A 21,109-nucleotide genomic window follows, 5' to 3' on the forward strand; every position below is an offset into this window, starting at 1 on the left:
ACCGGGCTTTCCTGATCCCGAGGATCGGCGCCCAGGCGGCACTCACATTACAAAGGCTCCCCGCATGGAAGAGCCGAACACAAACCAAACCGGCCCAACGGGGCCATTAACCGGGATACTCCTTACCTGCCTGCTTACTTATTTACCCACTTACCCACACACTACCTGCAACCCATACGCCGTTCTGCCTGCGCGTCATGACCGACAGCCTCCATTCTGAAGAGCAGCAGATCATATGCTTCGAGAATCGTTTCCATTCTCGAACCAAGGCTTTTGCCTGATTGCCCGGAACAGAATTCGCGACAACCACTCAAACAACAAAGATGCGCCTAAAAGAGCATTCCGGTTAATGAATGGTAAGCAATCAATGCACTCGAAAAGGGCCGTCAGGACCAAAAAATCAGCACCCGCGGGCAACATATGCCAACGTCAACAAGTCTCCATTTGATGCTAACGCGATGCTAACTTCGGGCCAACGGCCGCCCCTCTCAATGACCTGACTTTAGCGAAGCCTCGCGGCAAAGAGCAACCCTTTAAAGAGCAGTTTTTTCTTCGCCGGGGGCTTGCATCGGAGTCTGGAGAAGAGGGAGAATCGGATGCCAGCGAAATAACGCCTTAGGATTCAATGTGTTTCCATCGCGACTTTTTTCAGGCATTCGCAAAATGGGGGAAGGCAAAATAAATTTAAAAAATCTGCTTGACTCATCCGCGTTTTCGAATCCCGTGAAGGGCCTGTGGATAAGGGTGGATAAACATCAACAACTCTTTGAAGTTAAAAAGGAAATAGCTGCAACCTGTTTCAGAATAGAACGGCGGTTGAAGGCGTCGTATTAAATAAACGTTAAAATTCCGGCGCATAGGCCGGGCGCTTGCCATGCCGGGTCATGAAGCCGCCCTGATCGTTTCGCGGCAAAGGAATGCCCGGGGACAAAATGACTGTTTTTGCAAGAATCGCCCGCGCGCCGCCGCAGGCCTCTCCCCGTCGAAAGAATCGCAAAAAGAAAACCCGGCTAATATTAGCCGGGTTTTCAATAAAGTTCCAAATCTGGAAAAATCAGGCGTTGAGGGCCTTCACGCGTGCTGCAAGACGCGACACCTTGCGCGACGCAGTGTTCTTGTGCAGGACGCCCTTGGATGCAGCGCGCATCAGTTCAGGCTCAGCAGCCTTGAACGCGACTTCTGCTGCCTGCTTGTCGCCGCTCAAAAGCGCGTCTTCAAGCTTGCGCACGAAAGTACGCACGCGCGAACGGCGGGACTTGTTGGTTTCGGTGCGGGCAGCGATCTTGCGCACTGCCTTCTTGGCCGAAGGAGTATTGGCCATAAATGCCTCTCTTTTTCTGTCAGCTAGCCCACGGTCTAAGCCGTCGGTCACAAAATCTCCGGGCAGCCACAATGCCTGGAGGCCGCCGATCCTTGGCCGGGCTTATAGATCAGCTTTCAAGCCGCGTCAATGTGGTTTCTGTTACACAGATGCGATCAGCTGCGACATGCCCATTCAACGGTTCTTGAAAGCCGGTGTGCGCTTGTCGACAAAAGCCGACATGCCCTCCTTCTGGTCTTCGGTCGCAAAGAGCGAATGAAACAGGCGGCGCTCGAAACGCAGCCCCTCATCGAGAGTGGTTTCATAGGCGCGATTGATCGATTCCTTGACCATCAGCACGGAAGGACGCGAGAAGGACGCGATGCGCTCGGCCGCTTTGAGGGCTTCCTCGATCAGATCCTGCGGCGCCACCACGCGCGAGACCAGACCGGAGCGTTCGGCTTCCTGCGCGTCCATCATGCGGCCCGTCAAGCACATATCCATGGCCTTGGATTTTCCGACATAGCGGGTCAGGCGCTGCGAACCGCCCATGCCGGGCATGACGCCCAGGGTAATTTCGGGCTGGCCGAATTTGGCATTGTCGGCGGCAATGATGAAATCGCACATCATGGCAAGCTCGCAGCCGCCGCCCAGCGCATAACCGGCGACAGCCGCGATAATGGGCTTGCGGACGCGATCGACCTTATGCCAGTCCGCAAACATGTCCTGAAGATAGGCATCCACGAAATTGATCGGCTGCATTTCCTTGATGTCGGCGCCGGCGGCAAAAGCCTTTTCGGAGCCGGTCAGCACGATTGCGCCGATCCTGCCGTCAGTGTCGAAACCGGCCAGTGCTTCCGTCAGCTCATCGAGAACCCGTCCGTTGAGGGCATTGAGCGCCTGCGGCCGGTTAAGACGAACAAGACCAACGCCGCCGCGCGTCTCTACAACGATGGTTTCATAGGCCATGGAAGCACTCTCCTCCGTAGTATCCAATTCGTGGTCGCAAAGTGAACTGCCGGGCGCGTTTTTGCAAGCGTGGAGCCGTGAAAGGCATTCAGTTTTGACAGGACGCGCAAAAGAAGGTCGAGCGACCTGCCTGCACGGTGCGCCCGATCATGCCGCTGCATCCGGGAGCCTTGCACGGCTGGGCCTCTCTTCCATAAACCGAGAAAGAATGCTGGAAATAGCCCAGCGCGCCATCGGCCTGAATATAATCTTTCAGCGTCGAGCCGCCCGCCTTTATCGCTTCGGCAATGACATTGCGAATATCGCCCGCCAGACGATCAAGCACCTGCGCATCATCGGCAATCGAGCCTGCCGCGCGCATGGGCGAGAGGCCGGAGCGCCAAAGCGCTTCGCAGACATAGATATTGCCCAGCCCGGCAATCAGCCGCTGATCGAGAAGCGCTGCCTTGAGCGGTGTCCTGCGGCCTGCAAAAAGGCTCGCCAGCAATTCGCCCGAAAGCCGGTTTCCCGTCGGCTCGACGCCAAGCCCTTTCAACAGCGGATGGTCATCCAGCGCACCTTTTTCAGCAAACAGCATGAAACCGAAACGGCGCGGATCATTATAAATGATGCGCACGCAGGAGCCGTCAGGCCGGGTCAGATGAAAAACCACATGGTCGTGGCGGCTGTTTTTGGAACGTTCATGATGAAATTCGCCGGGCGATTCGCCTGCCTGCTCCGCCTCGATGCGGAAAGAGCCGGACATGCCCATATGGCTGATGATCGACAACCCGTCATCAAGATGGATGGTGAGATATTTGGCCCGCCGCCCCAGCGCATCGATCCTGCGGCCCTTGAGGCGCGAAACAAAATCCTGCGGGAAGGGAAAGCGCAGATCGGGCCGGTTCTGCTCGACCCGCTCGACCTTCGCACCCTGCATGAAGGGTTCCAGGCCACGGCGTACCGTTTCGACCTCTGGCAATTCGGGCATAATGTTTCTTCCGGCAGTGTTGGCAACAGCGGCTCATATAGGCCCTGACGGCAGCATTTGCCATCCATTAACCCAAACCGCCCTGATCGGCGTGCGGTGCGAAATTTACTATTTGTTTTCCCTGTTTCTTAAACCCATCACAATCGCCGCGCATTAAAAATGCTCCCGAACAAGAGATTTGCTCAGGGTAATTGTGATGCCGGCATTGATGACGCGCTTTTTGAGAAACAGATCAGGTGCAGCGATGATCGAATGCACGCTCATCGGCGCGCTGGCGATTATCGCCGTCATCAGCGGGCTGGCGCTTTTTGCCGGAAAGCCTGCTGCCATGCTGGATTATCAATCCGTGCAGGTGCAGTCCTTCGATCAGAACCACCATTGAGGAAGGCCATGCCCGTCGAAATCATCCCTGCAAGATCGGCTGAGAGCCGCCCCATATGGTTCATTGAAAAAGGCGGCATCGATCAGGCCGGGCTGGCGCAGGACGCCGTTTTCTGGGCCAGAGCCAATGATTTCAATGGCGAAGCCGGGCGCGTTCTCGTTCTTGCCGGAGAAAAAGGTGCGATTGCCGGTGCGCTGTTTGGTATCGGCCATGAGGAGCCGGAAAGCCAATGGGCGCTTCTTGCCGGAAAGCTCGCCCGCGCCCTGCCGGAAGGCGACTGGCATATTGAAGGCAAGCTGCAAAACGCCAGCCTTGCCGCGCTGGCCTTTTTGATGGGCGGCTATAGTTTCACGCGCTATCGCAAGAAGGATGACAAATCCATCCGGCTGGCCCTGCCTGAAGGTGTGGATGCGCATGAGACGCAGGCAATCGCCGATGCGGTGACGCTCGCCCGCGACCTCATCAACACGCCACCCAATGATATGGGGCCGGATGCGCTGGAACAGGCCGCACGCGATCTCGCCGCCAAATATCAGGCGGAAATTTCGACCATCGAAGGCGATGCGCTGCTTGCGCAGAATTTTCCCATGATCCATGCGGTGGGGCGCGCAGGCAGCATCGCGCCGCGCCTCATCGACATGCGCTGGGGCAATGAGGATAATCCGAAAATCACTCTGGTCGGCAAAGGGGTCTGCTTCGATACGGGCGGGCTCGATATAAAACCGGCCAGCGGCATGCTGCTGATGAAAAAGGACATGGGCGGAGCCGCAAATGTGCTCGGCCTTGCCTTGATGGTGATGGCTGCAAAACTGCCCATACGGCTGCGCGTGCTGATTCCGGCGGTCGAAAATTCGATTTCCGGCAATGCCTTCCGCCCCGGCGACATATTGCAGAGCCGCAAGGGCCTGAGCGTGGAAATCGGCAATACCGATGCCGAAGGCCGTCTGGTGCTGGCCGATGCGCTTGCGCTCGCCGATGAGGAAGAGCCGGAACTCATCATCGATATGGCGACGCTGACGGGCGCTGCGCGCGTGGCGCTCGGCCCCGACCTGCCGCCCTTCTATACGCATGACGACGATCTGGCGCAGGCGCTTGGCCGCAAAGCGAGCGAGACAGCCGATCCATTGTGGCGCATGCCGCTCTGGCAGCCCTATGCGAAAAAGCTTTCCTCGCGGGTGGCAGACATCAACAATGTCACCAGCGACGGTTTTGCCGGATCGGTCACGGCGGCATTGTTTCTCAGCCGTTTTGTCGAAAAAGCCGAAAGCTGGATGCATTTCGATATTTTCGGCTGGACGCCGGTGGAAAAGCCCGCCTCGCCCGTGGGCGGCGAAGCGCAGGGAATCCGCGCTTTATACCAGCTTTTGAAGGAGCGGTTTCCGGCGCGATGATTCCGCTTGATTGAAGGGGCGAAACCGCGTTGAATGATACGGGTCCGAAACAATTCCGAGCGGTCTGGTGTTATGCCCGTTGAGCTCAAGCCCTTGCAGGCGCTGACCTTGCTGAAAACCCTGTCGCTGGAGCAGATTCGGGACCAGATGCCGGATCTGACCACCCGGCAGGCAGCGATTCTTCTGACCATCTATCTGGAGCCGCCGCCGCATACGGTGCGGGGACTGGCGGCAAAGCTTGATGTCACCAAGCCGGTGATCACGCGCGCGCTCGATACGATGGGGTTGCTCGATCTCGTCTCCCGGCATCGGGATGAAAAAGACAAACGCAATGTGCTGGTGAAAAGAACCGTCGCCGGAGCGCTCTATGTCGAAAGGCTGGGCGATCTGGTGATTGCCAAAGCAAGGGAGTTACCACTGTGAGCCTGCCCGACCGCCGCCTCAACGCCTATCGCCCCGATCTCGCCGATGAACGGTTGCGCGGCGCGGTTGAAGCGAGCCGTTTTACCGCTGGAAGCCGCATGCGAATCAACGCATCCGTAGCCGATCTGCGCGCTGAGCCGCGCCCCGATAGCGGTCCGCAGACGCAGATGATTTTCGGCGATGACGTGCAGGTCTTCGAGGAACAGGACGGCTGGAGCTGGGTGCAGGCCGCACGCGACGGCTATACCGGCTATGTCTCGTCCGCCGCGCTGGAAAAGCCCGGTGGCGAGGCCACCCATATGATCATCGTCCCGCGCACATTCGTCTATCCCGGTTCCGATCTGCGCTTTGCACATACCAAAGCGCTCTCGCTCGGCTCGCGCCTGCGCATTGTCGGCACAGCGGAAAAGCGCGGCACGCAATATGCCCTGCTTGAAAGCGGTGAGGCGCTGATCGCGCGTCATCTGGCGCCTATCGGCGAATATGCATCCGATTATGTGGCCATTGCCGAAACATTGCTGCACACGCCCTATCTGTGGGGCGGCACATCGGGCTTCGGCATCGACTGCTCGGGCCTCGTGCAGCTTTGCATGTGGGTGGCGGGCCGCAAGGTACTGCGCGATTCGGATATGCAGCAGGGCAGCCTGGGCGAAATCATTGCGCCGGAGAGCGATTATTCAAATCTTGCGCGCGGCGATCTGGTTTTCTGGAAAGGCCATGTCGCCATATGCGCATCGCCCGATATGCTCATCCATGCCAGCGGCCACACGATGAGCGTGACGCTGGAGCCGCTGCAAGAGGCCATCAGGCGTATCGCCTATCTCTATGATCTGCCGACGCTGATCCGCAGGCCGTAAGTTTTTGAAGAGCCTTTTTACACCCGATTGGGCAAGACCCGGTCGGGCGTGCGGTGTCCGTCGACAAAAGCCTTGATGTTGATGATCACCTTGTCGCCCATATCGACGCGGCCCTCGATCGTTGCCGATCCCATATGCGGCAGCAGCACGACCTTGCCTCTTTCCACCAGTGACAAAAGGCGCGGATTAACGGCACGCTCGTTTTCGTAAACGTCGAGGCCCGCACCCGCCAGCTTGCCCTGCTCGATCAGGTCCGTCAGCGCCACTTCATCGATGATCTGCCCGCGCGCCGTGTTGACGACATAGGCGGTGGGCTGCATCAGCGCGAGACGGCGCGCGGAAAGCAGATGGAAGGTCGCAGGCGTCGAAGGGCAATTGACCGAGATGATGTCCATGCGGGCGAGCATCTGGTCGAGACTGTCCCAATAGGTCGCCTCCAGCTCGTCCTCGACCTGCGGGCTGACGCGGTTGCGATTGTGATAATGGATCGACAGGCCGAAAGCCTTGGCGCGGCGGGCGACGGCGGTGCCGATGCGGCCCATGCCGACGATACCAAGGCGCTTGCCCCAGATGCGGCGTCCGAGCATCCATGTCGGCGACCAGCCCGGCCATTCGCCGGAATGCTTGTTGAAGACATTGGCCCCTTCGACAAGGCGGCGCGGCACCATCAGCAGCAGCGCCAGCGTCATGTCGGCGGTATCTTCGGTCAGGACATTGGGGGTATTGGTGATGGTGATGCCGCGCTTTGCAGCGGCTGCGACATCGATATTATCGACGCCATTACCGAAATTCGCGATCAGTTTCAGATTGGGGCCTGCCTGTTCGATAATCGCCGCATCGATCACGTCGGTCACGCAGGGAACGAGAACATCTGCTTCCTTCATGGCAGCGATGATTTCCGGCTGCGTCATGCGGTGATCGTCGATATTCAGGCGTGCGTCGAACAGTTCCCGCATTCGGGTTTCTATGGCATCCGGCAATTTGCGGGTAAGAATGACCAGCGGTTTTTTCTTGTTCGACATCTCCACCCCTCTGTTAAGCAATGCCTCAAGCAGCTTCCCAGCCGTTGAGACCTCCTTAACCAAGAAGATGCAATATAGGAAATCGCTTCGGCTGCCCATCTCTAGCAAGGCAGCATGGCAAAGACAAAGAAAATCACAAGCACAAAACCGCACTCCGGTTGGTTTGGCAGTTCCAGAGGCATGGCGGCATCCCTCCTGAAAACTGCCATGAAATGACAGGGCGACGAGAGGTTGCAATTGTACCGCATAGTTCCGCAGCAGTTTTCGATAACCACATTATGCGCCATCGCATTGCTGCTGTTCATTGCGCCGATGGGCGCGCCGCAATACCATAAGGCAAGCGCAGCAGCGCCCGCAGGCACCACTTTGGGCGCAAGCGGACTGCCGGTGCCGCGCTTTGTCAGCCTCAAGCCCGCACGCGTCAATCTGCGCGTCGGCCCCGGTCGCCAATATGCGGTGTCGTGGCTGTTTCTGAAAGCCGGCCTGCCCGTGGAGATCATTCAGGAATATGACAACTGGCGGCGCATTCGCGATGCCGATGGCACCGAAGGCTGGGTCTATCAGTCGCTCCTGTCGGGCAAGCGCACCGCCGCCGCCGCGCCATGGCTTAAGAACGATCAGGGCGCGATGATTACCATGCGGCGCGACCCAAGCGAAACCTCCGGTGTCGCGGCGGAAGTCGAGCCCGGCGTCATCGGCACGGTAAGCGAATGCAATGGCGAGTGGTGCCGCCTCGAAATGAGGAGTGCAAAAGGCTGGTTCAGGCAGTCCGAACTCTGGGGCGTCTATCCGGGCGAAGTCTTCGATTGAACCGCCATCTGGTATGCGCCTGTTAAAAAAGCGGCTAGAGCGGTTCCTGTTTAAACGGAATCGTCGGAACCGCTCTATCTATTTGTTTTTACGCATTATCCAGACGCATCGAAGCAGGAAGAGAAATCAGTCCAGTGAACTGATTTCCCTGCGGAGGCGTTTCACACTTTTGCTGGAAATGCTCTAGAAGCCGCTTTTTTTATAGTTCGTATCGAATGCGATCAGCGCCCCTTGCGGCGCAGGCGCACGATAATATCGACATTGACGATTTCCATGCCTTCCGGCGCTGGCGGCATATTGGCCACCGTCGGCTGGCCATGCTCGCCATGCGGAATGTCGAACACCACATTCTCCCCTTCAAGGAAGAAATGCTGGTGATCGGAAACATTGGTGTCAAAATAGGTTTTCGCACCCTCGACCGCAATGATGCGCAGCATCCCGGCTTCGGTGAACTGGTGCAATGTGTTATAGACGGTCGCAAGCGAGACTGGCACATGGGCCAGAACGGCTTCCTCGTGAAGCTCCTCCGCCGACAAATGCCGATCGCCTTGTGCATAGATCAGGTTTGCGAGCGCGACACGCTGCCGCGTGGGCCGCAAACCGGCACCGCGAAGCCGTTTCTCCATGGAAACCATCGAGTGGTGGGCATGATGATTCTGCATTTTTACCCTTAGACCCGTCACAAGCTCGTAGCAATTTTGTCAAACATCGAACAGGCTGTTGCCCATTGCCTACTGACATTGATATATGCCGTTGCGAAACAAGTATCAATAGGCATGGTTATTCCCGGCTTTTCCGGCGAAAACCAACGCATGATTTACTGCCGGAAACAGTCTGTGTTAGGGATGTTCCGGAAATGACGACAACCAGACCGGTCCTGCCAGCAGGAACGGTCATCGCAGAATGATCCCGAATGGAGGCATAATGGCCGAACAGAAATCAAGCTACGGATATGAAGAGCTTCTCAGCTGCGCGCGCGGCGAGCTGTTCGGTCCGGGCAATGCACAGCTTCCCCTGCCCCCGATGCTGATGGTCCATCGTATTACCGAGATTTCTGAAACGGGCGGCGAATTCGACAAGGGCTATGTGCGCGCTGCTTATGACGTGCGCCCGGACGACTGGTATTTCCCCTGCCACTTTCCCGGCAATCCCATCATGCCGGGCTGCCTCGGCCTTGACGGCATGTGGCAGCTGACGGGCTTCTTCCTCGGCTGGCTGGGCGAGCCGGGCCGCGGCATGGCGCTCTCCACCGGCGAGGTGAAGTTCAAGGGCATGGTGCGTCCGCATACGAAGCTTCTCGAATATGGCATCGATTTCAAGCGCGTCATGCGCGGTCGCCTCGTGCTTGGCACCGCCGATGGCTGGCTCAAGGCCGATGGTGAAACCATCTATCAGGCAAAAGACCTGCGCGTCGGTCTGTCGAAGGAAGGCAGCGCGGAATAAGCGCTTAACCACCAGAATTCACGGGCGCGACTACAGAAAATGAAGAGTTTTCATGTAGCCGCGCTCAAAACATGCGAAGATCGCACTATGTAACCGAAAGACGGGCAAGCCCACAGGGCCAGCCTCAGGGAACAGGTGCAAAGGAGAACGCGATGCGGCGTGTGGTCGTAACGGGTATGGGGATCGTATCCTCGATTGGAAATAACACCGAAGAGGTCACGGCCTCGCTGCGTGAAGCCAAATCCGGCATTTCGCGGGCAGAGGAATATGCCGAACTTGGTTTCCGCTGCCAGGTTCACGGCGCTCCGAAGATCGATGTCGAAGCGCTCGTCGACCGTCGCGCCATGCGCTTTCATGGTCGCGGCACGGCCTGGAACCATATCGCCATGGATCAGGCGATTGCCGATGCGGGGCTGTCGGAAGAGGAAGTCTCGAACGACCGCACCGGCATCATCATGGGTTCGGGCGGTCCTTCGACGCGCACGATCGTCGATTCCGCCGATATAACCCGCGAAAAAGGCCCCAAGCGCGTCGGCCCCTTCGCGGTTCCCAAAGCCATGAGCTCCACGGCTTCGGCGACGCTTGCGACCTTCTTCAAGATCAAGGGCATCAATTATTCGATCTCGTCAGCCTGCGCGACCTCGAACCATTGCATCGGCAATGCCTTCGAGATGATCCAGTACGGCAAGCAGGACCGCATGTTCGCGGGCGGCTGCGAGGACCTCGACTGGACGCTTTCGGTGCTGTTCGACGCCATGGGGGCGATGTCGTCAAAATATAACGATACCCCGTCCACGGCCTCGCGCGCCTATGACAAGAACCGCGACGGCTTCGTGATTGCAGGCGGCGCGGGCGTGCTCGTGCTCGAAGACCTCGAAACCGCGCGCATGCGCGGTGCGAAAATCTATGGTGAGATCGTCGGCTATGGCGCAACCTCCGATGGTTACGACATGGTCGCACCTTCGGGCGAAGGCGCGATCCGCTGCATGAAAATGGCGCTTTCGACCGTCAATTCCAAGATCGACTATATCAACCCGCACGCAACCTCGACACCCGCAGGCGACGCACCGGAAATCGACGCGATTCGCCAGATATTCGGCTCGGGCGATGCCTGCCCGCCCATTGCCGCCACCAAGTCCCTGACCGGCCATTCGCTCGGCGCGACAGGCGTGCAGGAAGCCATCTATTCGCTGTTGATGATGCAAAACAACTTCATCTGTGAAAGCGCGCATATCGAAGAACTGGACCCTGCTTTCGCGGACATGCCTATCGTTCGCAAGCGTATCGACAATGCTCAGCTCAATACCGTGCTTTCCAATTCCTTCGGATTTGGCGGCACCAATGCAACGCTGGTGTTCCAGCGCTATCAGGGCTGAGGGAGAGGGACAATATGGAAGGTCTGATGCAAGGTAAACGCGGCCTCATCATGGGGGTCGCGAACAATCACTCACTCGCCTGGGGAATTGCAAAACAACTCGCCGCCCAGGGAGCCGAGCTCGCCTTCACCTATCAGGGCGATGCGCTTGGCAAACGCGTGAAACCGCTGGCCGAACAGGTCGGCTCGGATTTCGTGCTGCCATGCGATGTGGAAAATATTGAAACCGTCGATGCCGTTTTCGCTGAAATCGAGAAGAAGTGGGGCAAGCTCGATTTCATCGTTCACGCCATCGGTTTTTCCGACAAGACGGAACTCAAAGGCCGTTACGCAGACGTCACCACACGCGAAAATTTCAGCCGCACCATGGTGATTTCCGCCTATTCCTTCACGGAAATGGCGCAGCGCGCCGAAAAACTGATGACGGATGGCGGCTCGATCCTGACGCTGACCTATGGCGGCTCGACCCGCACCATTCCCAATTACAACGTAATGGGCGTGGCCAAGGCGGCTCTTGAAGCCATGGTGCGTTATCTGGCCGCCGATTTCGGACCGCAGGGCATTCGCGTCAATGCGATTTCCGCAGGCCCCGTGCGCACGCTGGCCGGTGCAGGCATCGGCGATGCGCGCGCCATCTTCAGCTATCAGCGCCGCAATTCACCGCTGCGCCGCACCGTCGATATTGACGATGTCGGCAAATCGGCGGTCTACCTGCTGTCCGATCTTTCCAGCGGCGTGACCGGCGGCGTTCATTATGTGGATTCGGGCTATAATATCGTCTCGATGCCCACCCTTGAGGAGCTGAAAAGCTCCGATGCCGAACGCGGCGAATAGATTTCGCTTTCTCAAAAAAACCCGGCAGAGATGCCGGGTTTTTGTTTATTTCTTTGCGTCAAAAATTTTAAAGCCGGACGCTTCTTCGAGCATCGTCACCGACTTGAACCGCTCCTTGAGCGTGGCCTCGTAAGGCAATTGCCGGTTTGCAACCATCAGCAGCCTTCCGCCTGTCTTGAGACGCGAGGCAGCAGCGGCAATGAAACTCTGGCCCAGTGAAACATCCGCGCTCCGCCCTTCATGAAAGGGCGGGTTCATGATGACGGTATCATAGATGCCCGTAATCTTTTCGCTGGTCACATCATGCCAGTTGAAGGCAAGCGGCACCGAGGCGCCCAGACGCTCCATATTGCCGCGCGCAGCCTCCAGCGCCTCGAAATCCGCCTCGAAAAGATCGATGGATTTGATGCGGTCGGCAAATTTCAGGCATTGCGCGGCAAGATAGCCCCAGCCCGCGCCAAGATCGGCGACATTGCCGAAGACGATCTTTTCCATATGCGGCACCAGCAGGGCCGATCCCTTGTCGATGACGCCATGGGAGAACATGCCCGGTTCCGTGCGAAACCCCCCTTCAATTTCGCTGGGCAGAGGGCGCAGGGCTGCGATGAAATCATCATCGAGATCGGCAGGCCGTCGCAACCAGAAAGCGACCGCATGGTTTTTCGACAGGCGGTCACTGATTTCAGCGATATTGCCGGCCCATTTGCGGAAACTGTCAATGCCCAGTTTCTTGTCGCCTGCCACCACGATCCAGCCGCCCGGCGCAACACGCGCCAGAAGCTCCGCAAACCACGCCTCGTTGCGTCCGCGATGTTTTCCGAGCAAGAGCAGCCCGCCGGAAAAGCGGCTGTCTGCGGCCAATCTCGGCTCGGCATGGAAGCCTTCCCGGTTCAATGCCAGCCAGTCGGGCCGCCATGGCTGCAGGCAGGTCAGCGCCTGCTTCCAGCCATCATCGAGCAGCCGATCCGCTGAAATGCCGCAGGCGAGAATGGATTGCCCCGCTTGCGGCCTGTCCAGAATATCCTGCTCGAAAGGAAGGAAGAGTGTTTTTTGCGCGCCTGTAATCATGCCCTTTCATGGCCATTAAAAGAGTGCTGCGCAACAAAAAAGCGCGCCACAAGGGCGCGCTTTCCTGAATGGATGAAGCACAGCTTATTCAGCGTCGGCTTCCGCCTTCTTTTCGGCAACGACTTCCTTGCCGGTTTCCTGATCGACGACCTTCATCGACAGGCGAACCTTGCCGCGTTCGTCGAAGCCCATGAGCTTGACCCAGACCTTCTGGCCTTCCTTGACCACATCGGTGGTCTTGGCAACGCGTTCGGCTGCAAGCTGCGAGATATGGACCAGACCGTCGCGCGGACCGAAGAAGTTGACGAAAGCGCCAAAGTCAGCGGTCTTCACAACCGTGCCTTCGTAGATTTCACCGACTTCCGGCTCGGCAACGATGGAGTGAATCCACTTCTTCGCGGCTTCGATTTCCTTGCCGTTCGAGGACGCGATCTTGACCGTGCCATCGTCTTCGATGTTGATCTTGGCGCCGGTCTTTTCCACGATTTCGCGGATGACCTTGCCGCCCGAACCAATCACGTCGCGGATCTTGTCGGTCGGAATGTTCATCACTTCGATGCGCGGAGCGAATTCGCCCAGTTCTTCACGCGACGAGGAGATGGCCTTGCTCATTTCACCCAGAATATGGACACGACCGCCCTTGGCCTGCTCCAGAGCAACCTTCATGATCTCTTCGGTGATACCGTCGATCTTGATGTCCATCTGAAGCGCGGTGATGCCGTTTTCGCTACCGGCAACCTTGAAATCCATATCGCCGAGATGATCCTCATCACCGAGAATGTCGGAGAGAACGGCGTAACGGTCGCCTTCCTTGATGAGACCCATGGCGATACCGGCCACCGGACGGGTGATCGGAACACCGGCATCCATCAGCGCCAGCGAAGCACCGCAAACCGATGCCATCGAGGACGAACCGTTGGATTCGGTGATCTCGGATACGGCGCGGATCGTGTAGGGGAACTGGTCAGCCGAAGGCAGCATCGGATGGATTGCGCGCCATGCAAGCTTGCCATGGCCGATTTCGCGACGGCCGGGCGAGCCCATGCGACCGGTTTCACCAACCGAATAGGGCGGGAAATTGTAGTGCAGCATGAAGGGCTGCTTGTAGGTGCCCGTCAGCGCGTCGATCATCTGCTCGTCTTCACCGGTGCCGAGCGTCGCAACCACGATGGCCTGCGTTTCGCCGCGGGTGAAGAGTGCCGAACCATGCGTGCGCGGCAGAAGGCCGACTTCGGAAACGATCGGACGAACGGTCGAAAGATCGCGGCCATCGATGCGGCTGCCGGTATCGAGAATGTTCCAGCGAACGATCTTGGCCTGCAAATGCTTGAATACGGCTGCAAACTCTTCCGCCGAAAATTCAGGCTCTTCCACGCCTTCGGGGAAGAAATGCTCCTTGGCCTTCGCCTTGGCAGCATCGACCGCCGCATAGCGGGCCTGCTTTTCGGTGATCTTGTATGCGTCACGCAGGTCGTTTTCGATCAGGGCCAGCATTTTGGCTTCGAGCGCCGAAAGATCTTCCGGCTGGAAGTCGCGCGGCTCCTTGGCGGCAACTTCAGCCAGCTTGATGATCGCGTCGATCACCGGCTGGAAGCCCTTATGGCCGAACATGACTGCACCGAGCATGACTTCTTCGGAAAGTTCCTGTGCTTCCGATTCAACCATCAGAACGGCTTCCGACGTACCGGCGACAACCAGATCGAGCTTCGATTCGGGCATTTCGTCGATGTTCGGGTTCAGCACATAGTCGCCGTTGATGTAGCCGACGCGAGCGCCGCCGATCGGGCCCATGAAAGGCACGCCGGAAATGGTGAGCGCTGCGGAAGCGGCGACCATCGAAAGCACGTCGGGATCATTTTCCAGATCGTGCTGGATGACGGTGATGACAACCTGCGTGTCGTTCTTGTAACCTTCGACAAAAAGCGGACGGATCGGACGGTCGATCAGGCGCGAAACCAGCGTTTCGTTTTCGCTCGGACGGCCTTCACGCTTGAAATAGCCACCGGGAATCTTGCCCGCGGCATAGGTCTTTTCCTGATAATTCACGGTGAGCGGGAAGAAATCCTGCCCCGGCTTGGGTTCCTTGGCCGAAACGACCGTCGCAAGAACCATGGTTTCGCCATAGGTGGCGAGAACAGCGCCGTCAGCCTGACGGGCGATCTTGCCGGTCTCCAGAATGAGCGGACGACCGCCCCATTCGATTTCGACTTTATGGGTATTGAACATATCTTGTCCTTTTAATGAAAACCCGCGCGATGCGCTTTCAGGGTTTTCCGGGTTGGCGGACAGGCCACGGGCAAGACAACGGGAAGCTCGCGCATTGTAAACGGTACGAACTGCCTGCAATCCTGCCCCATGACTGGTCCAGGTCGTAAGCATTGCCGCACTTGCGGCAGAATCGAAAGCGCCCTGTGCGCTTTCATGCTTGCCGGGCAGATCATGCCCGGAATAAATTCAAACGGGCGACGTTTTGAGGCGTCGCCCGATTTTGCCGTTAGCGGCGCAGGCCCAGACGGGCGATCAGCGCCTGGTAGCGCGCTTCGTCCACGCCCTTGACATAGTCCAGGAGGCGGCGACGCTGCGAAACCAGCTTCAGAAGGCCGCGACGCGAATGGTTGTCATTCTTGTGGCCCTTGAAGTGCTCGGTAAGATTGGAAATGCGCTCGGAAAGAACGGCAACCTGAACTTCAGGAGAACCGGTATCGCCTTCCTTGGTGGCATATTCCTTGATAAGTGCTTGCTTGCGCTCAGCAGTAATCGACATCGTAACACCCTTTCTTGATGAGAGGAAAACCAGACGCCCGGGCCGGGATGTCGTCCAGCGCGGGCCATGAGCAAAATCTAACGTAGCATTTGTACGGTCGATGATGGGCATATAGTGCAAAAATGGCACAAATGCCAGTCTCAAATATTTGTCCGCCCTCAGCCCGCCGTAAAGACGCGCTTGGGCTTGAACTGTCCGCGCTCGATGTAGCCGATGGCAAGCAGCTTGCCGCGGGTCGTCACGCAGGCTTCATCCGCGTCCATGGGCGCATCGCGCCCGCGCAGGATCACGGGATTGCCAAGGCGGACCCGCTGCGCCTGATCTTCGCTCAGGGGCACTTGCGGCAGGCAGTCAAGTGCTGCTCCCGTCTCGATCACCAGCGCATCAAGCGCAGAGAAATCGCGGCGCGGCGCGTTCTCGACCACATTGCCGTCCTCATCCTTTGGCGGCAGGGGCGGCCATGCTTGCTCAAGTTGCGCGAGCGTTACGAAATCCTCTTGTGTGAACGGCGCGACTTCAATCCGGCGCAGATCGGAAATATGGCCATAGCAGCCAAGATCGCGGCCCATGTCGCGCGCCAGCGAGCGGACATAGGTGCCCTTGGAGCATTCGACTTCAAACTCAGTCCGGTCGGCATCGGAACAATCGACGATCTCAAGCCGGTCGATTTCGACTTCACGCGCCGGAATTTCGACGGTTTCACCTTCGCGGGCGAGATCATAGGCGCGCTCACCATCGATCTTGATGGCCGAGAACTGCGGCGGCACCTGAGAAATCACGCCGGTATAATTGGGCAGAAGGGCTTCGATCTCTTCGCGCGACGGACGCTTATCGGCGGTTTTCGTCGCCTCGCCTTCCAGATCGTCGGTCGAGCGTTCCTCACCCCAGCTCACGGTGAAGCGATAGATCTTGGTTCCGTCCATGACATAGGGAACCGTCTTGGTGGCTTCGCCCAGCGCAATCGGCAACATGCCGGAAGCAAGCGGATCGAGCGTACCGGCATGACCGGCTTTTTCGGCATTGAACAGCCACTTGATCTTGGAGACCGCTTCTGTCGATCCCATGCCCTTCGGCTTGTCGAAAATGACCCAGCCGGAAACCGGACGTCCTTTTTTCTTGCCCCGTCTTGCCATGCTTTAGTTGTCCTCGTCTTCATCCTGCTTGAGATCGCGCGCCACTTCCGGCGAACGCAGCAATGCGTCGATCTTGGCAAAGTTGTCGAAACTCGTATCGGGCCGGAAGCGGAATTCCGGCATGTATTTCATCTGGTTAAGCCTTGGCGCCACACGCCCGCGAATGAATTTCGCATGCGATGCAAGCGCCTTGACGATCAGCTGCGGATCGACGTCTCCAAGCGGGGTGATGAAGCAGGTCGCGATCTTGAGATCGGGCGACATGCGCACCTCCGATACAGACACAACCGTCTTCTCCAGTACATCATCGCGGATTTCGCCGCGCTGGAGTATTTCCGCCACTGCGTGGCGCACCTGTTCGCCCACGCGAAGCTGGCGCTGGGAAAGGCCGCCTGAGCCTTTCTGGTCATGGGAACGTGCCATAAGCCTTATCCTCGATAAGCGGCATGAAAAGCCGGAATGCCCCGCATGGGCACCCGGATGATGAGCCGCAAACTGAAAAACGCCGCAACGCGTGACATGCCGCGATCCGGACAGGAGTCAGACCCTCCGGACCGGGCAATTAAAAGCCGGGCCATCCTGATGGCGGCCCGGCAATACTCATATTACAGCGAGCGCGAAACGTGCTCGACGCGGAAGGCTTCGATGATGTCGCCTGCGCGGATGTCGTCGTAATTCTCGAAGGCCATGCCGCATTCCTGACCGGCCGGTACTTCAGACACTTCATCCTTGAAGCGCTTGAGCGTCTTGAGCTTGCCTTCGTGGATGACCACGTTGTCGCGGATGAGGCGAACGCCCGCACCACGCTCGACCTTGCCTTCGGTAACACGGCAACCGGCAACCTTGCCGACCTTGGTGATGTTGAAGACTTCGAGAATCTCCGCATTGCCAAGGAAGGTTTCGCGGCGTTCCGGCGACAGAAGGCCCGACATGGCCGCTTTCACGTCATCGATGAGATCATAGATGATGTTGTAATAGCGGATTTCGATACCCTGCTGTTCGGCAGCATCGCGCGCCTGCTTGTTGGCACGGACGTTGAAGCCGATGATCGCGGCATTGGAGGCTTCGGCCAGCGACACGTCGCTTTCCGTGATACCACCTGCGCCCGAATGGACGATGCGCGCGCGCACTTCGTCGGTGCCGAGCTTTTCGAGTGCCGAAGTGATGGCCTCGATGGAACCCTGCACGTCGCCCTTGATGACCAGCGGGAATTCCTTGGTGCCGGACACCTGAAGCTGGCTCATCATATGTTCAAGCGAGCCGCGCGAACCGGTCTGGCGTGCCGCCGCCTTGTCGCGAGCCAGACGCTGGCGATATTCGGCGATTTCACGCGCCTTGGCCTCATTGGCAACCACTGCGAAACGATCACCCGCCTGCGGCGTGCCCTGAAGGCCGAGGATTTCCACCGGCATTGCGGGACCGGCTTCCTTGACATGATCGCCACGGTCATTGACCAGCGCACGCACCCGGCCCCATTCATTGCCAGCGGCAATGATGTCGCCCGGATGCAGCGTGCCCTTCTGGACGAGGACGGTCGCAACCGAACCACGGCCGCGGTCGAGCTGGGCTTCGATGACCACGCCTTCTGCGGTGCGCGTCGGATCAGCCTTGAGATCAAGGATTTCAGCCTGCAGCAGAACCGCTTCGAGCAGCTTGTCGATGTTGAGCTTGTTCTTGGCGGAAACTTCCACGTCGAGAACTTCACCGCCCATCGTTTCGACGAAAACGTCGTGCTGGAGCAGCGCGGTACGCACTTTCTGCGCGTCGGCTGTCGGCTTGTCGATCTTGTTGATCGCCACGATGATCGGCACTCCGGCCGCCTTGGCATGATTGATCGATTCGATCGTCTGCGGCATGACGCTGTCATCGGCTGCCACCACCAGAATGGCGATGTCGGTTGCCTGTGCGCCGCGTGCACGCATCGCGGTGAAAGCTGCGTGGCCCGGCGTATCGATGAAGGTGATCTTCTGGCCGTTCTGTTCGACCTGATAGGCGCCGATATGCTGCGTGATGCCGCCTGCTTCGCCCGAGACCACATTGGCGTGGCGGATCGCGTCGAGCAGCGAGGTCTTGCCGTGGTCGACGTGACCCATGATGGTGACGACAGGAGGACGCGAGACCATGGCCTCTGAATTGTCCTCGACATTGAAGATGCCTTCTTCCACGTCGGACTCGGCTACGCGCTTGACCGTATGGCCGAATTCCTCGGCGATGATCTGCGCGGTATCCGCGTCGATCACGTCGCCGGGCTTCATCATCTGGCCCTGCTTCATCAGATATTTGATGATGTCGACGGAACGTTCGGCCATGCGCTGTGCGAGTTCCTGAAGCGTGATCGTTTCAGGAATGGTCACTTCACGCGCAATCTTCTCGCGCGTTTCCTGCATCTGCGAACGCTTGAACTTTTCCTGACGGCGGCGCATGGCCGAAAGCGAGCGGGCGCGACCGCCCTCATCGTCAAGATTGCTGGTGAGCGTCAGCTTACCGCGACGGCGATCTTCTGCGCCCTTCACGGCCTTGGGAGCGCGCACTTCCGGCTTTGCCGGGCCACCGCGACGGGCGGCTGGACCGCGATTTTCGTCGTCATCCGTCGCCACATTCTTGCGCAACTGGCTTTGCGGCAGCGGCTTGTTGGCACCCGGAATGACATCGGCGATGGGAGCTGCGGCTGCGGGGGCAGCCGGACGTCCGCCCTGCGGACGAGCGGTTTGCGATGCTGGACGCCCCTCGCTTTGGGACACGCGCTTGCTGGCTTCGGCTTCGGAACGCGCGCGCGCTTCGGCTTCAGCCTTGAGGCGGGCTTCCTCCTCGGCCTGACGGCGAGCGGATTCCTCACGCTCCTTGGCGCGGCGGACCTCTTCCTCTTCACGGCGCTTTGCTTCTTCCGCGGCGCGGGCGCGATCTTCGGCATCGCGAATGCGCGCCTCTTCGAGCGCACGGCGGCGCGCATCCATTTCAGAACGCGAAAGCGTATTCAAAACCATGCCGGAGCGATCACCCGAACGCGGACGCTGGGCCTGCTGCGTGTTGGAACGCTGGGCTGCGCGCTGGTTCTGCGGCGCGACATGCGGCCTGGGTGCTGTCGGTGCCGGTGCCGCCGATGCTGTCGGGGCCGCCGGGGCCTTCGGCTTCGGAGCGGCTGGAGCAGCGGCTGCTGGCGCAGGTGTCGGCGCGGGCGCCGATGCGGGTGCTGGCGTTGCAGCCGGGGGGGCCGCCGTCACTTCCGCTTCCGGCTTTTCATCGGGCCGTGCGAATTTGCGCTTCTTGGTTTCAACGACGACAGCCTTCGTGCGGCCGTGGCTGAAATTCTGGCGCACGGTGCTCTGTTCGACACCCGACCGCTTCAGGGTCAGCGTCTTCTTCGGATTGACGCTCAGCGTCTTGTCGTCGTTTGTTTTATCGTTCATTACGTTTCCGTTTCCTTCGCGACTTCTGCCGCTTTACCAAAGCATCTTCCAGAACGATGAAATCAGTTCGGACAATGCCCCAGTCATCCACCTCAGCGCATGATGGCGCCGACATAAATGCCAGCTTTGCGATCATGCTCCAGAGCGGATCCCGTCTTGTCGGAATCGAGAGAACCGCTCTACCAATTATTTTATGGCAGTATCGGACTGCCCTGTTTGACCGTTCAAACACTCCCGTGAGGGAAATGCGCTAATTCCTGTTTGCCGGGCCATCTCCACGATAGCGATGCAATAATTGCACCCGTTGCACGACACCCGCTGCCGCCTGTCCATCCAGCACGGCTGCATGTATCACATTTCCGCTCCCAAATGCCAAATCCATTTCTTCTCCGCTAAAAAGAGAAAAAGACGGGATTTGAGGGCCATCCATATGCACCACCACCCGGCGCGCCTGATCGAGCTTGCGCACACCGTCAATGGCAGCTTCCTGCGCATGGAGCACCAGCGCCGCAGCCCCGGTGCGTATCGCCTGATCGACCTTCGTCGAGCCGGAAACCACCGCACCCGCCTTGCGCGCCAGAGCCAGACTTCCAAGCGCCGATTTCGTCAGCAACCGGTCCACCAGTGCGCCGAGATCGTCCTGCGCGGTCACGCCTTCCTTCAATGCGCGCGCAAAAAGCCTGCGTTTGACCGCTTCGTCCACGAAACGCCGTTCCGCCTTCACCCAGCAGCCCCTGCCCGGCAGGTTACGCTTGAGATCGGGCACCACCGAACCGTCAGGCCCGGCCACAAAGCGGATCATATCCTCGGCAGAGCCGCTTTCGCGCGTGACGATACAGGTTCTGTCGTTCACGTCCTGTTTCTCCGCGCTGACCCGGCCCACCATCAATCGCCTGCTACTCCATTACAAAACCGCTGCGGTTCCGGGCAGTTTACCCCTTTGTGAAGCAAAGAACCGCCC

General features: G+C 58.7%; 20 protein-coding genes. 8 read left to right on the top strand and 12 right to left on the bottom strand.

Annotation, left to right across the window (positions count from 1 at the left end):
* Positions 1-1,054: 1,054 nt before the first annotated feature.
* The 3 genes from rpsT to mutM form a co-directional block, all read right to left on the bottom strand.
* The gene (gene rpsT, locus DKP76_RS02520; RefSeq protein ID WP_109704826.1) at positions 1,055-1,321 is read right to left on the bottom strand and encodes a 30S ribosomal protein S20; all 267 of its coding nucleotides are present in this window, start codon (positions 1,319-1,321) and stop codon (positions 1,055-1,057) included.
* A gap of 174 nt (positions 1,322-1,495) precedes the next feature.
* On the bottom strand, positions 1,496-2,269 hold the full coding sequence (locus DKP76_RS02525; protein WP_109704827.1) for an enoyl-CoA hydratase: 774 nt from the start codon (positions 2,267-2,269) through the stop codon (positions 1,496-1,498).
* 88 nt (positions 2,270-2,357) lie between these two features.
* Positions 2,358-3,239: a bifunctional DNA-formamidopyrimidine glycosylase/DNA-(apurinic or apyrimidinic site) lyase gene (gene mutM / locus DKP76_RS02530; protein WP_109704828.1), complete on the bottom strand. Its 882-nt coding sequence runs from the start codon at positions 3,237-3,239 to the stop codon at positions 2,358-2,360.
* Positions 3,240-3,435: 196 nt separating this feature from the next.
* On the opposite strand from mutM, the gene DKP76_RS02535 reads away from it, so the two are divergent.
* The 4 genes from DKP76_RS02535 (at position 3,436) to DKP76_RS02550 (ending at position 6,292) form a co-directional block, all read left to right on the top strand.
* Positions 3,436-3,621 carry a Flp family type IVb pilin gene (locus tag DKP76_RS02535; RefSeq protein WP_109704829.1) on the top strand — a complete coding sequence of 62 codons (186 nt, stop codon included), beginning with the start codon at positions 3,436-3,438 and terminating at the stop codon, positions 3,619-3,621.
* Between the two features lie 8 nt (positions 3,622-3,629).
* On the top strand, positions 3,630-5,012 hold the full coding sequence (locus DKP76_RS02540) for a leucyl aminopeptidase family protein (RefSeq protein WP_109704830.1): 1,383 nt from the start codon (positions 3,630-3,632) through the stop codon (positions 5,010-5,012).
* 72 nt (positions 5,013-5,084) lie between these two features.
* Positions 5,085-5,435 (top strand): MarR family transcriptional regulator, encoded by a 351-nt coding sequence (locus DKP76_RS02545; protein ID WP_109704831.1) that lies wholly within the window; start codon positions 5,085-5,087, stop codon positions 5,433-5,435.
* The gene (locus DKP76_RS02550) at positions 5,432-6,292 is read left to right on the top strand and encodes a C40 family peptidase (protein ID WP_109704832.1); all 861 of its coding nucleotides are present in this window, start codon (positions 5,432-5,434) and stop codon (positions 6,290-6,292) included. Before DKP76_RS02545 ends, DKP76_RS02550 begins: the two co-directional genes overlap by 4 nt.
* Before the next feature lie 17 nt (positions 6,293-6,309).
* Here DKP76_RS02550 and DKP76_RS02555 read toward each other — a convergent pair whose 3' ends face one another.
* Positions 6,310-7,314, bottom strand: coding sequence for a 2-hydroxyacid dehydrogenase (locus tag DKP76_RS02555; protein ID WP_109704833.1), 1,005 nt, complete (start codon positions 7,312-7,314; stop codon positions 6,310-6,312).
* Positions 7,315-7,626: 312 nt separating this feature from the next.
* On the opposite strand from DKP76_RS02555, the gene DKP76_RS02560 reads away from it, so the two are divergent.
* Positions 7,627-8,124 carry an SH3 domain-containing protein gene (locus DKP76_RS02560; RefSeq protein WP_425349361.1) on the top strand — a complete coding sequence of 166 codons (498 nt, stop codon included), beginning with the start codon at positions 7,627-7,629 and terminating at the stop codon, positions 8,122-8,124.
* 221 nt (positions 8,125-8,345) lie between these two features.
* Here DKP76_RS02560 and irrA read toward each other — a convergent pair whose 3' ends face one another.
* Complete coding sequence (gene irrA, locus DKP76_RS02565; protein ID WP_109704835.1) at positions 8,346-8,786, bottom strand: iron response transcriptional regulator IrrA; 441 nt, start codon at positions 8,784-8,786, stop codon at positions 8,346-8,348.
* A 262-nt stretch (positions 8,787-9,048) separates the two neighbouring features.
* On the opposite strand from irrA, the gene fabA reads away from it, so the two are divergent.
* The 3 genes from fabA to fabI all read left to right on the top strand — a co-directional run bounded on the left by fabA (position 9,049) and on the right by fabI (position 11,776).
* Positions 9,049-9,567: a 3-hydroxyacyl-[acyl-carrier-protein] dehydratase FabA gene (gene fabA / locus DKP76_RS02570; RefSeq protein ID WP_109704836.1), complete on the top strand. Its 519-nt coding sequence runs from the start codon at positions 9,049-9,051 to the stop codon at positions 9,565-9,567.
* Between the two features lie 152 nt (positions 9,568-9,719).
* Positions 9,720-10,943: a beta-ketoacyl-ACP synthase I gene (gene fabB, locus DKP76_RS02575; protein ID WP_109704837.1), complete on the top strand. Its 1,224-nt coding sequence runs from the start codon at positions 9,720-9,722 to the stop codon at positions 10,941-10,943.
* A gap of 14 nt (positions 10,944-10,957) precedes the next feature.
* A complete protein-coding gene (fabI, locus tag DKP76_RS02580) occupies positions 10,958-11,776 on the top strand; it encodes an enoyl-ACP reductase FabI (protein WP_109704838.1) in 819 nt (272 codons plus the stop codon).
* A 45-nt stretch (positions 11,777-11,821) separates the two neighbouring features.
* Here the strand turns inward: fabI and DKP76_RS02585 are convergent, their stop codons facing one another.
* The 7 genes from DKP76_RS02585 to DKP76_RS02620 form a co-directional block, all read right to left on the bottom strand.
* On the bottom strand, positions 11,822-12,844 hold the full coding sequence (locus DKP76_RS02585) for a class I SAM-dependent methyltransferase (RefSeq protein WP_109704839.1): 1,023 nt from the start codon (positions 12,842-12,844) through the stop codon (positions 11,822-11,824).
* A gap of 84 nt (positions 12,845-12,928) precedes the next feature.
* Positions 12,929-15,070, bottom strand: coding sequence for a polyribonucleotide nucleotidyltransferase (pnp, locus tag DKP76_RS02590; RefSeq protein ID WP_109704840.1), 2,142 nt, complete (start codon positions 15,068-15,070; stop codon positions 12,929-12,931).
* A gap of 268 nt (positions 15,071-15,338) precedes the next feature.
* A complete protein-coding gene (gene rpsO / locus DKP76_RS02595) occupies positions 15,339-15,608 on the bottom strand; it encodes a 30S ribosomal protein S15 (RefSeq protein ID WP_109704841.1) in 270 nt (89 codons plus the stop codon).
* Positions 15,609-15,766: 158 nt separating this feature from the next.
* Complete coding sequence (gene truB / locus DKP76_RS02600) at positions 15,767-16,741, bottom strand: tRNA pseudouridine(55) synthase TruB (RefSeq protein WP_109704842.1); 975 nt, start codon at positions 16,739-16,741, stop codon at positions 15,767-15,769.
* Between the two features lie 3 nt (positions 16,742-16,744).
* Positions 16,745-17,164: a 30S ribosome-binding factor RbfA gene (gene rbfA / locus DKP76_RS02605; RefSeq protein WP_109704843.1), complete on the bottom strand. Its 420-nt coding sequence runs from the start codon at positions 17,162-17,164 to the stop codon at positions 16,745-16,747.
* Positions 17,165-17,346: 182 nt separating this feature from the next.
* The gene (infB, locus tag DKP76_RS02610; protein ID WP_109704844.1) at positions 17,347-20,148 is read right to left on the bottom strand and encodes a translation initiation factor IF-2; all 2,802 of its coding nucleotides are present in this window, start codon (positions 20,146-20,148) and stop codon (positions 17,347-17,349) included.
* Between the two features lie 250 nt (positions 20,149-20,398).
* Positions 20,399-21,034 carry an RNA-binding protein gene (locus DKP76_RS02620; RefSeq protein ID WP_109704846.1) on the bottom strand — a complete coding sequence of 212 codons (636 nt, stop codon included), beginning with the start codon at positions 21,032-21,034 and terminating at the stop codon, positions 20,399-20,401.
* Between the last annotated feature and the right edge of the window lie 75 nt (positions 21,035-21,109).

Source organism: Falsochrobactrum shanghaiense (assembly GCF_003149535.1).
Classification (GTDB): Bacteria; Pseudomonadota; Alphaproteobacteria; order Rhizobiales; family Rhizobiaceae; genus Brucella; species Brucella shanghaiense.

Bases quoted from the DNA above. Each gene is read 5' to 3' on its own strand.
- rpsT (WP_109704826.1), bottom strand. From the start codon at position 1,321: ATGGCCAATACTCCTTCGGCCAAGAAGGCAGTGCGCAAGATCGCTGCC.
- DKP76_RS02525 (WP_109704827.1), bottom strand. From the start codon at position 2,269: ATGGCCTATGAAACCATCGTTGTAGAGACGCGCGGCGGCGTTGGTCTT.
- mutM (WP_109704828.1), bottom strand. From the start codon at position 3,239: ATGCCCGAATTGCCAGAGGTCGAAACGGTACGCCGTGGCCTGGAACCC.
- DKP76_RS02535 (WP_109704829.1), top strand. From the start codon at position 3,436: ATGCCGGCATTGATGACGCGCTTTTTGAGAAACAGATCAGGTGCAGCG.
- DKP76_RS02540 (WP_109704830.1), top strand. From the start codon at position 3,630: ATGCCCGTCGAAATCATCCCTGCAAGATCGGCTGAGAGCCGCCCCATA.
- DKP76_RS02545 (WP_109704831.1), top strand. From the start codon at position 5,085: ATGCCCGTTGAGCTCAAGCCCTTGCAGGCGCTGACCTTGCTGAAAACC.
- DKP76_RS02555 (WP_109704833.1), bottom strand. From the start codon at position 7,314: ATGTCGAACAAGAAAAAACCGCTGGTCATTCTTACCCGCAAATTGCCG.
- DKP76_RS02560 (WP_425349361.1), top strand. From the start codon at position 7,627: ATGGGCGCGCCGCAATACCATAAGGCAAGCGCAGCAGCGCCCGCAGGC.
- irrA (WP_109704835.1), bottom strand. From the start codon at position 8,786: ATGCAGAATCATCATGCCCACCACTCGATGGTTTCCATGGAGAAACGG.
- fabA (WP_109704836.1), top strand. From the start codon at position 9,049: ATGGCCGAACAGAAATCAAGCTACGGATATGAAGAGCTTCTCAGCTGC.
- fabB (WP_109704837.1), top strand. From the start codon at position 9,720: ATGCGGCGTGTGGTCGTAACGGGTATGGGGATCGTATCCTCGATTGGA.
- fabI (WP_109704838.1), top strand. From the start codon at position 10,958: ATGGAAGGTCTGATGCAAGGTAAACGCGGCCTCATCATGGGGGTCGCG.
- DKP76_RS02585 (WP_109704839.1), bottom strand. From the start codon at position 12,844: ATGATTACAGGCGCGCAAAAAACACTCTTCCTTCCTTTCGAGCAGGAT.
- pnp (WP_109704840.1), bottom strand. From the start codon at position 15,070: ATGTTCAATACCCATAAAGTCGAAATCGAATGGGGCGGTCGTCCGCTC.
- rpsO (WP_109704841.1), bottom strand. From the start codon at position 15,608: ATGTCGATTACTGCTGAGCGCAAGCAAGCACTTATCAAGGAATATGCC.
- truB (WP_109704842.1), bottom strand. From the start codon at position 16,741: ATGGCAAGACGGGGCAAGAAAAAAGGACGTCCGGTTTCCGGCTGGGTC.
- rbfA (WP_109704843.1), bottom strand. From the start codon at position 17,164: ATGGCACGTTCCCATGACCAGAAAGGCTCAGGCGGCCTTTCCCAGCGC.
- infB (WP_109704844.1), bottom strand. From the start codon at position 20,148: ATGAACGATAAAACAAACGACGACAAGACGCTGAGCGTCAATCCGAAG.
- DKP76_RS02620 (WP_109704846.1), bottom strand. From the start codon at position 21,034: ATGGTGGGCCGGGTCAGCGCGGAGAAACAGGACGTGAACGACAGAACC.